Genomic DNA, 12,948 nt, shown 5'->3' with positions numbered 1-12,948 from the left:
CGCTTTTTTGCTTCCGGAAAGGATCGGTCCCATGACCCGGATCGCCGAAGCCGAGCAGCGCGGCCTCATGGCCGCCGCCGTGCGCGAGGTGCGTGCGGCCAACCCGCTCGCGCCCTCTATCACCAACACTGTCACCCAGAACTTCGTCGCCAACGCCCAGCTGGCCGTCGGAGGCTCGGCGGCCATGGTGTACCTGCCCGACGAGGGCGAATGCGTGGCGGCCCTCGGAGGCGCCGTCTACATCAACCTGGGCACGCTTCTGCCCGTGTACGAGGAAACCGTCCCGCGCACGGCCCGCGCCTGCGCCGAGGCGGCCAAGCCCTGGGTGCTCGACCCGGTGGGCGTCGGCATCGGCAGCCTGCGCACCGAGCTGATCCGCGCCGTGAAGGCGTGGCCTGCGGCCATCGTGCGCGGCAACGCCTCGGAGATCATCGCCGTGGCCGAGCTGTGGGGCCTCGATGCGGCCGCCGACAACGGACGCGGCCCGCGCGGCGTGGATGCCACCGACTCGGTGGAGGCCGCCCGCGCCGCCGCCGTGGCCATCGCCCGCTTCTCTGGCGGCGCCGTGGCCGTATCGGGTCCCACCGACCTCGTCACCGACGGCGCCGTCGTCGTGCGGGCCGAGGGCGGAAGCCCGCTTATGTGCTCCGTCACCGGATCGGGCTGCTCCCTCGGCGGCGTGGCGGCCGTCTACGCCTGCGTGGCCGACCCCCTCACTGCGGCACTGGCCGCCACGGCCGCCTACAACCGCGCCGGCGCCCAAGCGGCCGAGCGCTGCAGCGGCCCCGGCAGCTTCCAGGTGGCCTTCCTCGACGCGCTGGCCGCGCTTACGCCCGAAGAAGTCGCCGATGCGCCCCTCGCCTTCGAGGAAGCCTGATACCCGAACGAAACATCCCGCCGAAAGGACTTTCATGAACACCCTTGTCGCCGTTGCCATCGCGCCCTTCGGGGTGGGCGATGAGCTGGCCCCCTACGTGGCCGAAGCCGTCCGCATCATCCGCGATTCGGGGCTGCCGCACCGCACCACCTCCATGTTTACCGAGATCGAGGGGCCCTGGGACGAGGTGATGGCCGTCGTGCGCGATGCCACCTTCGTCCTGGCCGAACAGGGCATCCGCACCGAGGTCATCCTGAAGGCCGATATTCGCCCTGGGCATACCGGCACCCTCACGCGCAAGGTGGAAGCCGTGGGGGAGCTGCTGGCCGAGTAGCCCCGGCACGGCGCGGCACTTCACAAGTTCGCGCCATCTGTGTGGAGGGCCTTGCGCTTTATCCTCGGGTCGCTATGATGCTTCCCCGATGAACCCGTAAAGCGAAAGGTGAACCATGCTGCGAAAGATTATCCAGATCGACGAGGAGAAGTGCATCGGCTGCCGCCTATGCGTTGATGCGTGCCACGAGGGCGCCATCGGCATGGTCGATGGCAAGGCGCGCCTTTTGCGTGACGACTACTGCGATGGCCTCGGCGACTGCCTGCCGGCCTGCCCCACCGAGGCCATCACGTTCGTGGAGCGCGAGGCGGCGCCTTACGACGAGGCGGCCGTGGAGGCCCACCTCGCGGCCCGCGCATCCGCCGAGGCCTCGGCCGAGGACATCCTCGACGCCGCCGTCGTCCGCACGCCGCGTGCGGGATGCCCCGGCAGCGCCGCCCGCACCCTGGCCCCCAGCGGCTGTCCTGGCAGCGCCGCCCGTACCCTGGTTGCGCCCGATGCGACCGCAACCACCCCGGCCGCCGATGCCCTGCCGAGCCGGCTCGCCCAGTGGCCGGCGCAGATCAAGCTCGTGCCCGTGAGCGCTCCCTACTACCAGGGACGCGGCCTGCTCATCGCCGCCGACTGCACGGCGTTCGCCTGCGCCAGCTTCCACGAGCGCTTCATGAACGGCAATGTCACCGTCATCGGCTGTCCGAAGCTGGACGAGGGCTCCTACGCTGACAAGCTGGCCGCCATCATCGCCGCCAACGACATCACCTCGGTCACCATCGCCCGCATGGAGGTGCCCTGTTGCGGCGGTCTCGAGCGCGCCGCCGCCGAGGCCCACGCCCGCGCGGGCAAGGACATCCCCTTCTCGGTGGTCACGTTCTCCATCACCGGCGAGGTTATCGCCTAACGGGCAGCCGCAGTGCCTTCCGCTTCCTCGGGGAAGGCCTCGTCGTAGGGCGGGTCGTTCTCGCGGCGCACGAACTCATAGAGGAGCCGCTGGGTGGCCGGCAGCTCCTTCTTCTTCAGCTGGTGCTCCCACAACACGAGCACGTCCCAGCCCTGCTCCGCCAGGGCGGCCAGGTTGCGCTCGTCGCGCTCCCGGTTGCGGGCAAACTTCTCTTCCCAGTACTCGATGTTCTTCTTGGGCACCGACAGGTTGCACGCCGGGCAACGGTGCCAGAAGCACCCCATAACGAAAATGGCCTTCTTACGGCCCACAAAGGCCACGTCGGGACGGCCCGGAGCCTTCTTCCAATCGCAGCGGTAGCCGGTGAAGCCCATGGCGCGCAGCATCTGGCGCACCTTGATCTCGGGCTTTGTGTCCCGTCGCTTGTTTCCCTGCATCGATTTGCGCGTAGCCAGACTCACCACGCCGAAATCGTAGCGGCCCTTCTCGGGCGAAATTGTCATCGTCGGTTCCATTGACACCATTATACCCTTCCCCCGCACGCCGACTTGCGATATAGTGCTGAGCGACATAGCCTGCCGCCGGGTAGGCGCGAGCACTCGCCGCGTGCGCATCGTTAGGCCTTTGAAGATGCGCGCTCCGGGGGTGCTTTTTTATTGGCCGGCGGAAGGGCGGCGCAACCCGAGTCGCGAGATGGCTCGACGCGCGTTCCGGGCACACCGAGGCGCTGCAGTCCCACTCGCGCACCGCACGGGCGCACCCCCCTTTCCACAACAAGAGGAGCATCATGAAATCGTTCGTGACCGAGGAATCCTTCTGGGACCTGTTCCCCGGGGCCCGTATCGGCATCGTCGTGGCCCACGGCATGAAGCCGACCGGCGAGGTGGCCCCCGAGGACGCCGCCGCCATCGCCCGTGCGCTCGCCGAGGCCAACGGGGAGGCCGACCAGCACCTGGAGAGCAACACCATCTCCCAGAACGCGGTGGTGGCCGTATGGCGCGACGCCTACCAGCAGTTCAAGACGAAGAAGGGCGCCCGCTGCTCCATCGAGAACCTGCTCAAGCGCGTGCTGAAGGGCAATCCCGTGGGCTCCATCGCGCCGTCGGTGGACATCTACAACGCCGTTTCGCTCGCCCACGCCCTGCCCGTGGGCGGCGAGGACATCGACGCCATGGTCGGCGACATCCGACTGGGCATCACCGAGGGAGGCGACGCGTTCCGTCCGCTCGGCGAGGAAGAGGACGCCCCCACGCTGGAAGGCGAGCTGTGCTACCGCGACGACGCCGGCGCCATCTGCCGCTGCTGGAACTGGCGCGACGGCGAGCGCACGGCGCTGACCGATGAGTCGGGCAAGGCCTTCCTCGTCATCGAGTCGGTGGACCCGGCCCGCGCCGACGACCTTGAGGCAGCCGTCGACCAGCTGGCCGACATGGTGCAGCGCTACCTGGGCGCCGACATCTTCGCCAAGCAGATCATCACCCGCGGCAACCCCACGATGGTGATCGACGAGTAGCGCACTACGGCATTCGGCCCTCGCAATCTACGGTGACAGGCCCGTCCCTCTCCAAGCGGCCCGATCCCGCAACCGACCAACGGGCCATGCCGTGGTACCATAGCGCTGACCGTCAACGAGAGGAGACCGCCATGATCCCCGCAATGCGCCGCAGCAAGCAGCAGCTTCCCACCGAAGAGTGCGCCGCCATCCTGCGCGATGCCCCCTGCGGCGTACTCGGCACAGCCGGCACCGACGGGCAACCCTACGCCGTGCCCCTGAGCTTCGCCTACCTGTCCGCCCCGGCCGAGGGGGCGCCCCAGGGCCGCATCTACGCCCACGGCGCCGCCGTGGGCCACAAGCTGGACGCCCTGGCCGCCAACCCGCGCGTGTGCCTGACCGTGGTGGCCCAAAGCGAACCGGTGCCCGAGAAGCTCACCGACCGCTTCCGCTCCACCATGGCCTTCGGGAGCGCCCGCATCGTGGAGAGCGAGGACGAGCAGCTGCTGGGACTGGTGGCCCTCGGCGAGAAGTACGCCCCGGATCTGCCCGCTACGGTGGACGAGGGAATCGCCAGCACCCTGCATCGCACCGCCGTCATCGCCATCGATGTGGAGAAGATCACCGGCAAGGAGGGCCTGGAACTGACCCGCGAGAGGCCCCGGTAGGATCGCCGCGGCGTCATCCGATCGCTTACATTCCCTTAAGGCCCACAGCCTTCTCGCTTACATTCCCGTAAGACTTGCGCCTTTCCGCCGCCGTCGCGTCGCGCTGCCCTGTGCACACGCTATGATGGGCCCGTTGCAATCATCGGCACATCGGAACAGGGAAGGAGGCCGCGGTGGGAATGCTGCCCGATCGACTGAGCCGCCGCGAGTTCGCCATCCTGGCCGGTGGCGCCGCTGCCGTGCTCGTAGTCGGCGGAGGCCTCGCCCACGGCAGCCATCCCTCTTCGGAGTCGCACTCCTCCCCCGGCCTGCTCGCCCACGGCACCGAGGTCGTCAGCGCGCCGGCCGGCAGCGGAACCGCCGACGGCGGCCTTACCCTGGAGGAACTGCCCTGGAACCTGCGCCTCGTCAACGGCACGCACCCCCTGCCCGAGGGCTTCGAGCCGCCCGAGCGCTGCGACATCCCCGGCACCGACGGGCTCGCCATCGACCGGCGCGTCCTCGACGACCTCATGGCCCTCCTCGATGGCGCGACCGCGGCCGGCGTGCGCCCCGAGGTGTGCTCGGCCTACCGCAGCCACGACTACCAGGAGCGGCTGTTCGCTGCCCGGGTGCAGCGGGCCGAGCAAGAGGAGGGCCTGGCCGGGGTCGATGCCGAGGAGGCCGCTTCCTTCTGGGTCGCCCGCCCCGGCGCGAGCGAGCACGAGGCCGCCTTCGCCGTCGATCTCGTGGATGCCTCCTACCAGGAGCTGGACGAGGCCCAGGAGGCCACCGACACCCAGCGCTGGCTCATCGACCACTGCGCCGAGTACGGTTTCATCCTGCGCTACCCCACCGACAAGAGCGACGTCACCGGCATCGGCTACGAGCCGTGGCACTACCGCTACGTCGGCAAAGAGGCCGCCGACGCCATTACCGCCAGCGGCCTCTGCTTGGAAGAGTGGCTCGACCAGTACCTCGGCTAAAGCCGAGCGGCAAGGGCGCGGTCCCCGCCCCGCCCTGCCGTGCCCTGCCGTGCCATTCCCCCTCCGCTCATAGGTTCGCCCAAGAAAGTCAGCGAGAGCCCCCGGGCGTTCCATATCGGGCCACCTTCGCGCCAAGCGACCTTCGGTCGCGCCGTGGGCGAAACAAGGCCTGAGATGAAACGCATCCGGGGGCTCGCAGCGTCGACAGATTCGGCCGGCCGCCAGGACGGACGGAACCCTACAACATCCAAGGCTGCACGATGGTGATGGGCAGCGCCGCGCTCACGATCATGAGGCGCAGAACGAAGCCGCCGATAAGCACGCCGGCGTCGGACAGGGCGCTCACCATCTGGCCCGTGCGGGACGTTTCCAACTCATGGGAGGCGATCCACAGCATCCAGCACTCCAGCACCGTGGGCAGCACGAGGCCCACCACTACGAACAGCAGCCAGAAGCACACGGCCCAGCGGCCCGCGATCAGCGCCATGACGCTCTCCCAGCCCGCCGAGCTCGGGTTCGCCGCTGTCACGAACAGGAGCGCCGCCACGAGCACGAGCTCCACCACGGGCAGCCAGAAGTGGAACTTCTTCAGCACCACCACGGCGTTGAACTCATCGGGCGCCGCGAACACGCCGGCCAGCAGCACGGCCGCCATGCCCGTGGACACCGCGGACACGAGGAACAGGATGGGCAGCAGCGCCGTGTTCCACAGGGGGAAGCCCTGGCACACGCCGAGCAGGCAGCCGGTGTAGACGGCCACGCACAGGCCGAGCACCATACCGGCAATGTCGAGCCACTCGGGCACGGCCCGCTTCAGCAGATCCAGCGCGAGCACGATGAGGGCCACGATGACGAAGGCAGCCAGGAACACTACGCCCCAGGTCATCACCGAGCCGAAGTTGGTGAGCAGCAGCGCGAAGCGAAGCGGATGGGCGAAGCCGGCGGCCGCATCGAACATGAGCAGGCACAGGCCGACAATCACCACGGTCGGGGCGATGATGCGGCCGATGCGCACGAGCCGGGCGCATGCAGGGTGGCGGAAGCGAATGAACACCGCCGTCACGAAGGCTCCGCCGCCCAAGCCGGCGAGGAAGAGATACCACGCGATGATGGATCCCCAAATAGGTTCGTAGGTCATCTCAATCACCTCACGTAATAGACTTTGGCGCGGGTCAGGTCGCCGGCGATGGTCTTGGCGCCCTTCTCGACGATGGCACGGGACACTGCGGAGTCGGGATCGTCCAAATCACCGAAGACGCGCGCGTGGGTGGGGCAGGCGTCCACGCAGGTGCAGGAGGCGCCCCCCTTCTCGGTGTGGGCCGCGCAGAAGCGGCACTTGTCCACGGCACCGGTGCGGCTGTTGCGCACGCGCACCTGATAGGGGCAGGCACTCATGCAGTACAGACAGCCGATGCAGCGACCCTGGTCCACGGCCACGATGCCGTCGGCACCCACATGGGCCGCGCCCGTGGGGCACACGCTGGCGCAGGGGGCGTCGTCGCAGTGCATGCACTGGAGCGGCACTGTCTCCACGCGCGCGCGGGGATAGGCGCCGGTCTCGGCCCGCTCATAGCGGATGAAGTCCTCGTCGGGATCCAGGTTATTCTGTCTCTGACAGGCTGTGCGGCAGGCGTAGCAGCCGACGCACTTAGTCGTGTCGATGAGCATTCCATAGCGTGTCATCATGCACCTGCCTTCCGCACGGTGACCATGGTCTCCTGCAGAAGCGGCGCGCCGTAGCCCCTCTCAAGGGCGAACGGCACGAAGCGCGCCTGGCGGATGCCCAAGCCATCGGCTTGCTGTTGCTCGTCGTCCTCCACGCCGTAGTGGCTCGCCAGGTACAGAGCCGTCGGCTCGATGAGCTCGGTCACGTGCACCCGCACCGGCGCGGAAGCGTACTCGTTCTCGATAACCACCTTATCACCCTCGGCGATGCCGGCCGCCTCGGCCGCGGCGGCGTTCATCCACAACCCGTCGAGCCCGTATTGCTCGGCGATGGCGGCCAAGGGCGCGCCATTGGCGGTCTTGGTCGTTGTCTGAGGCGCCTGGTTGCCCGTGGTGAGGCGGTAGTAGCCGAATCCCAGGGCGTCGGGGGCCACGGTCGGCTCCACCCAGGTGGGGGTGGCGCTGTAGCCGGCCGCCTCGCAGGCGGCGCTGGCGCACTCCACCTTCCCCGAGGCCGTGGGCCACACCAGGTTCTCAGCCGTCAAGGAGGCCAGCGAACTCGTGCCCACGGCGGCGGCACCGGCGTAGGTGCACCCGCAAGCCTCGCACATCTCGGCAGCCGCGTCGGCCACGGAGAAGTTGAAGGCATCGGCCACATCGGCTCCCTGGGCCAGGCCGCTCACGATCTCGGCCACGGAACGGGCCTCGGGCACCACTGGCTCGATCACCGCCGACGACAGGTTCAGCACCGGGTGCACGGCACCGGTCACTGCGGGCAGCTGGTCGCTCTCGGACCACAGCTTCTCGGGCAGCACGAACTGGCAGCAGCGGGCCGTTTCGGTCATCTCGGGCGTCACGGCCACCGACAAAGTGCAGCGCTCCAGAGCCTCGCGCACGTAATCGGGATCGGGGTACTCGGCCGCCACGTTGGCATCCACAAGCAGCAGCCCTCGGATGGAACCCTCGTGGGCGAGACGCAGAGCCTGGGGCGCCGCGCCGTCCCAAGCCAGAGCATAGACCTCGGCCGTGACGTCCGCGGCCTCCACGGGCAGCGGCGAGACGGAAAGGTCGGCCCAGGCCGCCACGGGAGCGGCCAGGTAGGCCCCGCCGGGCACGTTCCAGCAGCCGAGCAGCGTGTTCACGAGGGCCGCGGCCCGGGCCAGCTCGCCGGTGTTGCCGTAGGAGCCGCCGAACAGCGCCATCCACGACAGGTCAATGCAGGCCGCCGGCGCCGCCTGGGCCAGATCGGCAGTCAGCGTCTCGATGACATCGGCGCCCAGACCGCATATCTCCGCCGCCCAGGCCGGGGTGTAGTCGGACAGCACCGCTCGCCATTGGTCCAGATCGGCCAGGGGCGCCTCGGCGCCCAGGCCGCGCTCCAGCAGCCCCCGAGCCACAGCCAGCACCAGGGCCAGCTCCGTGCCGGGACGCACCGGCAGCCACTCGGTGGCCAGGCTGCCCGAAGCGGCCAAGCGGGAGTCCACCATGACGACCTGGGCCCCTGCAGCCCGAGCCTCCTCCAAAGCCGCCACGGCCCCGGGGCTCGGCACCTCGACGGTGCTCGCTCCCAGGATGACCACCATTTTAGCCCGGGCGTAATCGACCTCGTAGGCAGTGAAGCCCGTGGCCTGGGCCAGGCCCGAGGCCACCGATACCGACGCGGTGGTGGCGTTCTCGTAGACGTTCGGGCTGCCCAGAGCGCTCATGAGTCGGCGGACGTACCACTGGGCCGTGGAGGTGCCGTCGGTGATGGCCGCCAAGGCCGACCCGCCGGCATCCTGCCGTATATCGGCGAGGGTGCGGCCGATCTGGCCGAGGGCCTCGTCCCACGAGACCGCCTCGTAGCGACCGTCCTCGGTGCGCCGCAGGGGGCTTTCCACCCGATCGGCCGAGGCGGCTGCCGTCGCCATGCCGAAACCGCGGGCGCACAGAGTGCCGGCGGCGTGGGGATCGGCAGCGTTCCCCACCACTTTGTCGATGTTCCCATCGACCACGTAGGCGGCATAGCCGCACTGATTGGGGCAGACGGTGCACTGGGTGTTCACCACGTCGGCCACGTAGGCCTTCTCAGTGGCCGGCCCCGCGGCGCAGCCCGCGAGCGTCGCGCCCGACGCCGCCAGAGCGGCCCCCGCGACACCGGCGGCTACAAAGCCCCGCCTGGTTATGACCTTTGCTGACATTGCTCTATCCTCTCTTATGACAAGCGGAGGGACCCACAGGTTCCGCGAACCGGGGTCGCCCTAGGCTTCCACGAGGGTCGTCGTGGAAACAACGCCCCCATCGATGGCCTTCTGCGCGATATCTTCCCAATCGATGAACTTGATGGCGCCGTTGGGGCACTGCTCGGCGCAGCGTCCGCAGGAGACGCACTTGGTAGAGGTGCCGGTTTGGGCATTCACCTGGGGCATGCCCCACGGGCAGGCGGCCGAGCACATGCCGCAGCCGATGCAGACGGCCTCGTCCACCACGCGCGCCCCCGTTTCCGCATCGGCGGAAATGGCGTGCACGGGGCAGTACTTGGCGCACTGGGGATCGGCGCACTGCTTGCAGGATTGCACGGTGAACTGGCAGGAGCCGAAGATACCGTCGTTGGTATCCACGCCGGCGCCGAAGTTGTAGTTGTCCCACACGCGCACGCGGGCGATAGACTGCTGAGCCACGCCATCGTTCTTCAGCGTGCACATCATCTCGCAGCGCTGGCAGCCAGAGCAGCGGGCGCGGTCGGTGACGATCATCTTCGCGGGCGTGGTGCGCAGCTCGATGCGACCCGAGGCGATAGACTGGGTCGTCACGCCCCAGGAGGCCAGCACGCCGCCGACCACAAGACCGGCAACGCCGCAGCCGGTCATGGCCAGCACGGTGCGCCGCGTGAAGAAGGGCGGCTTCTTGTCGGCCGGGGCAGCCTCGGCGCCGGCAGCAACAGGAGTGGCCGCAGCGGGAGGCTGCTCGGTGGCCACAGTTTCAGTTTTCTGGGTGTCTGACATTTGAACTCCCCCTTGGAACGAAAGCAAGTCTTAGAGAGAACCCAAGATCGCGACGCCACGCAACGAGGGGAATCATAGTCATGGATGAAGAGTTTGTGTGCCCTCTTTGGGGGGAATTGTCCCCTGCTCGCCTTTCCTTTGAATCCCCATCGCCCTCACGTTGCCCGCCCGTTGAAAACTATCCCCTCATTGAGGGGAAGAGGACCTGCCCGCTCATATTTATACTGGTCAGTGACGATTACTCCAGATCGCGCCGATGGACCCACGCAACATGAGTACACGAAGAGATTTGGAGCTTCATCATGGCTGATTCAAAATTGGATCCCGGCACGTCCTATGGCTGGACCGGCAAGATCCTCCGCGTCAACCTGACCGACGGAACCATCTCGGTAACCCCGACCGATCCCTACAAGGCATATCTGGGCGGCATGGGCATCGCCAATAAGATTATGTACGACGAGGTTGCCCCGGGAACCAACCCGCTGGCACCCGAGAATAAGGTCGTGTTCGCCGTCGGCCCCCTCACGGCCACCGGCGTGCCTTTGGCCGGCCGCACCACCATCGCCTCGCTTTCCACTTTCACGAAAGACCATCAGGTCGTCGATGCCCACACCGGTGGCATGATCGGTGCCGCCATCAAGAAGGCCGGCTGGGACGCTATCGTCATCGAGGGCGCCTCCGATGAGCCGGTCTATCTGAAGATCGATGACGACGACGTGGAAATCAAGGCCGCCGATAAGTACTGGGGCCTGGGCACCCGTGCCACCACCGAGGCGCTCTCCCGCAAGGAGGGCACCGATTTCTGCGTGGCCACCATCGGCCCGGCTGGCGAAAACCTTCTGCCCTACGCCTGCATCATCAACTCCCGCAACCACTCCGCCGGCGCCGGCACCGCCGCCGTGCTTGGCTCCAAGAAGCTGAAGGCCCTCGTCGTGCGCGGAACTCAGCCGGTATACGTGGCCGACCCGCAGGCCGTGGCCGACCTGTCCGACTACATGCTGCGCGAGATCGTCGGCTCCAACAACAACCACGTGGTACCCTCCACCCAGCAGGAATGGGCCGAGTACTTCGACAAGGGCAGCCGCTGGACGGCCCAGAAGGGCCTCACCTGGGCGCTGGCCGAGGGCGGCCCCATCGATACCGGCGAGCCGAAGCCCGGCGAGATCAACACCGTGGGCTACCGCTGCATGAAGTCCACCAAAGACGACGGCCCAGAGGCCGAGAAGTACACTATCAAGATGAACGGTTGCCACAGCTGCCCCATCCACTGCTATTCCGATCTGCGCGTGCCGACCAGCGCTGCGAATGGCGGCCACGAGACCACCGGCAACACCTGTGTACCCAACTTTCCCTTCAAGTATATGATCAAGATCCTGGGCGATCACACTCCAGTGGAGGACAACACCGAGGAGAGTCTGGTCTGGAACCAGGTCATGGGCTCGGTCGTGGATGATCTGGGCCTGTGGTGCAACTACGCGCAGCTCTATCGCGACATCGCCCACTGCTATGCCGCGGGCGTATTCGAGCGCGTGCTGCCCCCCGAGGAGTATGCGGAAATCCCCTGGGAGAAGTTCGACAACAACGACCCCACCCTCATGCCCCAGCTGCTGGCGAAGATCGCCCAAAACGACTCCGAGTTAGCCTACATCGGCCACGGCACCTACGTGTGGACCGAACGCTGGAACGATATGGGCTGGAACGACACCGCCGCCTCCTGCATGATCAGCCCCCGTGGCTGGCCGGTACATCACTCCCAAGAGTGCTTCGGCCAGGTGGGCATGCTCTACAACGTCATGTTCAACCGCGACGACATGATCCACTCCGCCGTGAACCTGCAGGGCTGCGGCCTTCCCATCGAGCTGAAGAAGGCCATCGGCGCCGAGCTCTTCGGCGACGAGAGCGCGGTGGACCCCGATAAGAACTACACCCCCATGAACGAGTACAAGGCGAACTTCGCCTGGTGGTCCATTGTCACCGACGTGCTGCACGACTCGCTCACGCTGTGCAACTGGGTGTGGCCCATGGCCATGTCCCCCACCGCCGCCCGCGACTACCGTGGCGACCTTGACCTGGAGGCGAAGTTCATGACCGCCGTCACCGGCGAGGACTACACCACTGAAGATCTGTACAAGATGGGCGCGAAGATCATGACGCTGCAGCGCGCCAACACCGCCCGCGGCATGACCGATGCCGCCGGAAACATGGGCACCAACGACTTCCGCGCCATCCACGACGTGTATACCAAGTGGCCCTTCACCAAGGACCCGGACATCGAAGTGTTCACCGAAGGCACCGACAAGATGGACAAGGAGGACATCCAGACCGGCCTCACCATGCTCTACGAGTGCTTTGGCTGGGATCCCAAACTGGGATGCCCCACCGTTGAATGCCTCGACTACTATGACATGCCCGACGTGAAGGAGGACCTGGCCGCCCTGGGGCTGCTCCCCGACGCCTAGAACCACCCACCGCGGCTGCGAACTCGTCGACCGCCTGGACCCCCCCCGTGAGCTCCGAAGAGCTCCCCCTTCGTGAGAACGCCCCCGCACTCCGCGGGGGCGTTCGGCATTGCAGGACCCCTATCCTTGCAGGCACTCGGCATTGGAGCAGCCCCGCCCCTTCCTCGCCGGCGTTCTGCCTTGCGACGATCGCGCTTTCGCTGACGTTCGACATTGAGGCGGCCGCGCTTTCGCCCGCACCCGGCATTGCGGCAGCCCACACCTCCGGGTCAAAAAGCAGGTTAAGACACCAAACATCCCATTTTCGACATGCCGGCAGCATTTTCTGTCCCATAGGCCCTGTTTGGTGCTTCTCGAAGCATATTGTTTCAGCAGTGGACTGTTCTGAACGGGGGTTTTGTCGATGCCTGCACCAAAGACCCTGTTTAAGACACGCAAAAAAGCACCAAATACCCCTTCTCCGACAAAAATTTCTTGAAGATGTCAGAAACGAGCCGTTTGGTGCAACAGGGCTGCGCGGGGGGTCGTTTCTGACATCTTCAAGAAATTTTTGTCGGAGAAGGGGTATTTGGTGCTTTTTTGCGTGTCTTAAACAGGGTCTTTGGT

Annotated in this window: 12 protein-coding genes; 7 read left to right on the top strand and 5 right to left on the bottom strand. The window is 66.9% G+C overall.

What is annotated here, in order from left to right:
• Positions 1–31 precede the first annotated feature (31 nt).
• The 3 genes from thiM (at position 32) to F8D48_RS09605 (ending at position 2,109) form a co-directional block, all read left to right on the top strand.
• Positions 32–877: a hydroxyethylthiazole kinase gene (gene thiM, locus F8D48_RS09615; RefSeq protein WP_035021743.1), complete on the top strand. Its 846-nt coding sequence runs from the start codon at positions 32–34 to the stop codon at positions 875–877.
• Between the two features lie 34 nt (positions 878–911).
• Positions 912–1,211 (top strand): MTH1187 family thiamine-binding protein, encoded by a 300-nt coding sequence (locus F8D48_RS09610; protein ID WP_151431608.1) that lies wholly within the window; start codon positions 912–914, stop codon positions 1,209–1,211.
• Between the two features lie 115 nt (positions 1,212–1,326).
• Complete coding sequence (locus F8D48_RS09605) at positions 1,327–2,109, top strand: ATP-binding protein (protein ID WP_151431606.1); 783 nt, start codon at positions 1,327–1,329, stop codon at positions 2,107–2,109.
• On the opposite strand, the gene F8D48_RS09600 is transcribed toward F8D48_RS09605, so the two are convergent.
• The gene (locus F8D48_RS09600; protein WP_236650671.1) at positions 2,106–2,612 is read right to left on the bottom strand and encodes a very short patch repair endonuclease; all 507 of its coding nucleotides are present in this window, start codon (positions 2,610–2,612) and stop codon (positions 2,106–2,108) included. The two genes, F8D48_RS09605 and F8D48_RS09600, sit on opposite strands and share 4 nt — an antisense overlap.
• A 284-nt stretch (positions 2,613–2,896) precedes the next feature.
• Here F8D48_RS09600 and F8D48_RS09595 point away from each other — a divergent pair, with 284 nt between their 5' ends.
• The 3 genes from F8D48_RS09595 (at position 2,897) to F8D48_RS09585 (ending at position 5,234) form a co-directional block, all read left to right on the top strand.
• Positions 2,897–3,622: a B3/B4 domain-containing protein gene (locus tag F8D48_RS09595; RefSeq protein WP_151431604.1), complete on the top strand. Its 726-nt coding sequence runs from the start codon at positions 2,897–2,899 to the stop codon at positions 3,620–3,622.
• A 131-nt stretch (positions 3,623–3,753) separates the two neighbouring features.
• Complete coding sequence (locus tag F8D48_RS09590) at positions 3,754–4,269, top strand: pyridoxamine 5'-phosphate oxidase family protein (protein ID WP_170272795.1); 516 nt, start codon at positions 3,754–3,756, stop codon at positions 4,267–4,269.
• A 179-nt stretch (positions 4,270–4,448) separates the two neighbouring features.
• Positions 4,449–5,234 carry a M15 family metallopeptidase gene (locus tag F8D48_RS09585; RefSeq protein WP_240806304.1) on the top strand — a complete coding sequence of 262 codons (786 nt, stop codon included), beginning with the start codon at positions 4,449–4,451 and terminating at the stop codon, positions 5,232–5,234.
• 238 nt (positions 5,235–5,472) lie between these two features.
• On the opposite strand, the gene nrfD is transcribed toward F8D48_RS09585, so the two are convergent.
• Genes nrfD through F8D48_RS09565 form a run of 4 tightly spaced genes read right to left on the bottom strand, consistent with a single transcriptional unit; the run spans position 5,473 to position 9,883 of the window.
• Positions 5,473–6,372 carry an NrfD/PsrC family molybdoenzyme membrane anchor subunit gene (nrfD, locus tag F8D48_RS09580; RefSeq protein ID WP_151431597.1) on the bottom strand — a complete coding sequence of 300 codons (900 nt, stop codon included), beginning with the start codon at positions 6,370–6,372 and terminating at the stop codon, positions 5,473–5,475.
• A 5-nt stretch (positions 6,373–6,377) separates the two neighbouring features.
• On the bottom strand, positions 6,378–6,917 hold the full coding sequence (locus F8D48_RS09575; protein WP_151431625.1) for a 4Fe-4S dicluster domain-containing protein: 540 nt from the start codon (positions 6,915–6,917) through the stop codon (positions 6,378–6,380).
• The gene (locus tag F8D48_RS09570) at positions 6,917–9,079 is read right to left on the bottom strand and encodes a molybdopterin-containing oxidoreductase family protein (protein WP_151431595.1); all 2,163 of its coding nucleotides are present in this window, start codon (positions 9,077–9,079) and stop codon (positions 6,917–6,919) included. Before F8D48_RS09570 ends, F8D48_RS09575 begins: the two co-directional genes overlap by 1 nt.
• Positions 9,080–9,139: 60 nt before the next feature.
• On the bottom strand, positions 9,140–9,883 hold the full coding sequence (locus F8D48_RS09565; protein WP_151431593.1) for a 4Fe-4S dicluster domain-containing protein: 744 nt from the start codon (positions 9,881–9,883) through the stop codon (positions 9,140–9,142).
• A 302-nt stretch (positions 9,884–10,185) separates the two neighbouring features.
• On the opposite strand from F8D48_RS09565, the gene F8D48_RS09560 reads away from it, so the two are divergent.
• Entirely contained in the window at positions 10,186–12,342 is a 2,157-nt protein-coding gene (locus F8D48_RS09560) for an aldehyde ferredoxin oxidoreductase (RefSeq protein WP_151431591.1), read from the top strand.
• The last annotated feature ends 606 nt before the right edge of the window (positions 12,343–12,948 follow it).

Origin of the sequence: Adlercreutzia muris (assembly GCF_008831045.1) — a bacterium.
In the GTDB taxonomy this organism is placed as follows: domain Bacteria; phylum Actinomycetota; class Coriobacteriia; order Coriobacteriales; family Eggerthellaceae; genus Adlercreutzia; species Adlercreutzia muris.
This window is presented reverse-complemented; position numbering and strand designations above follow the sequence as displayed.

Excerpts from the sequence above, each read along its gene's own strand:
- thiM (WP_035021743.1), top strand. The coding sequence starts at position 32 with ATGACCCGGATCGCCGAAGCCGAGCAGCGCGGCCTCATGGCCGCCGCC.
- F8D48_RS09610 (WP_151431608.1), top strand. The coding sequence starts at position 912 with ATGAACACCCTTGTCGCCGTTGCCATCGCGCCCTTCGGGGTGGGCGAT.
- F8D48_RS09605 (WP_151431606.1), top strand. The coding sequence starts at position 1,327 with ATGCTGCGAAAGATTATCCAGATCGACGAGGAGAAGTGCATCGGCTGC.
- F8D48_RS09600 (WP_236650671.1), bottom strand. The coding sequence starts at position 2,612 with ATGACAATTTCGCCCGAGAAGGGCCGCTACGATTTCGGCGTGGTGAGT.
- F8D48_RS09595 (WP_151431604.1), top strand. The coding sequence starts at position 2,897 with ATGAAATCGTTCGTGACCGAGGAATCCTTCTGGGACCTGTTCCCCGGG.
- F8D48_RS09590 (WP_170272795.1), top strand. The coding sequence starts at position 3,754 with ATGATCCCCGCAATGCGCCGCAGCAAGCAGCAGCTTCCCACCGAAGAG.
- F8D48_RS09585 (WP_240806304.1), top strand. The coding sequence starts at position 4,449 with ATGCTGCCCGATCGACTGAGCCGCCGCGAGTTCGCCATCCTGGCCGGT.
- nrfD (WP_151431597.1), bottom strand. The coding sequence starts at position 6,372 with ATGACCTACGAACCTATTTGGGGATCCATCATCGCGTGGTATCTCTTC.
- F8D48_RS09575 (WP_151431625.1), bottom strand. The coding sequence starts at position 6,917 with ATGACACGCTATGGAATGCTCATCGACACGACTAAGTGCGTCGGCTGC.
- F8D48_RS09570 (WP_151431595.1), bottom strand. The coding sequence starts at position 9,079 with ATGTCAGCAAAGGTCATAACCAGGCGGGGCTTTGTAGCCGCCGGTGTC.
- F8D48_RS09565 (WP_151431593.1), bottom strand. The coding sequence starts at position 9,883 with ATGTCAGACACCCAGAAAACTGAAACTGTGGCCACCGAGCAGCCTCCC.
- F8D48_RS09560 (WP_151431591.1), top strand. The coding sequence starts at position 10,186 with ATGGCTGATTCAAAATTGGATCCCGGCACGTCCTATGGCTGGACCGGC.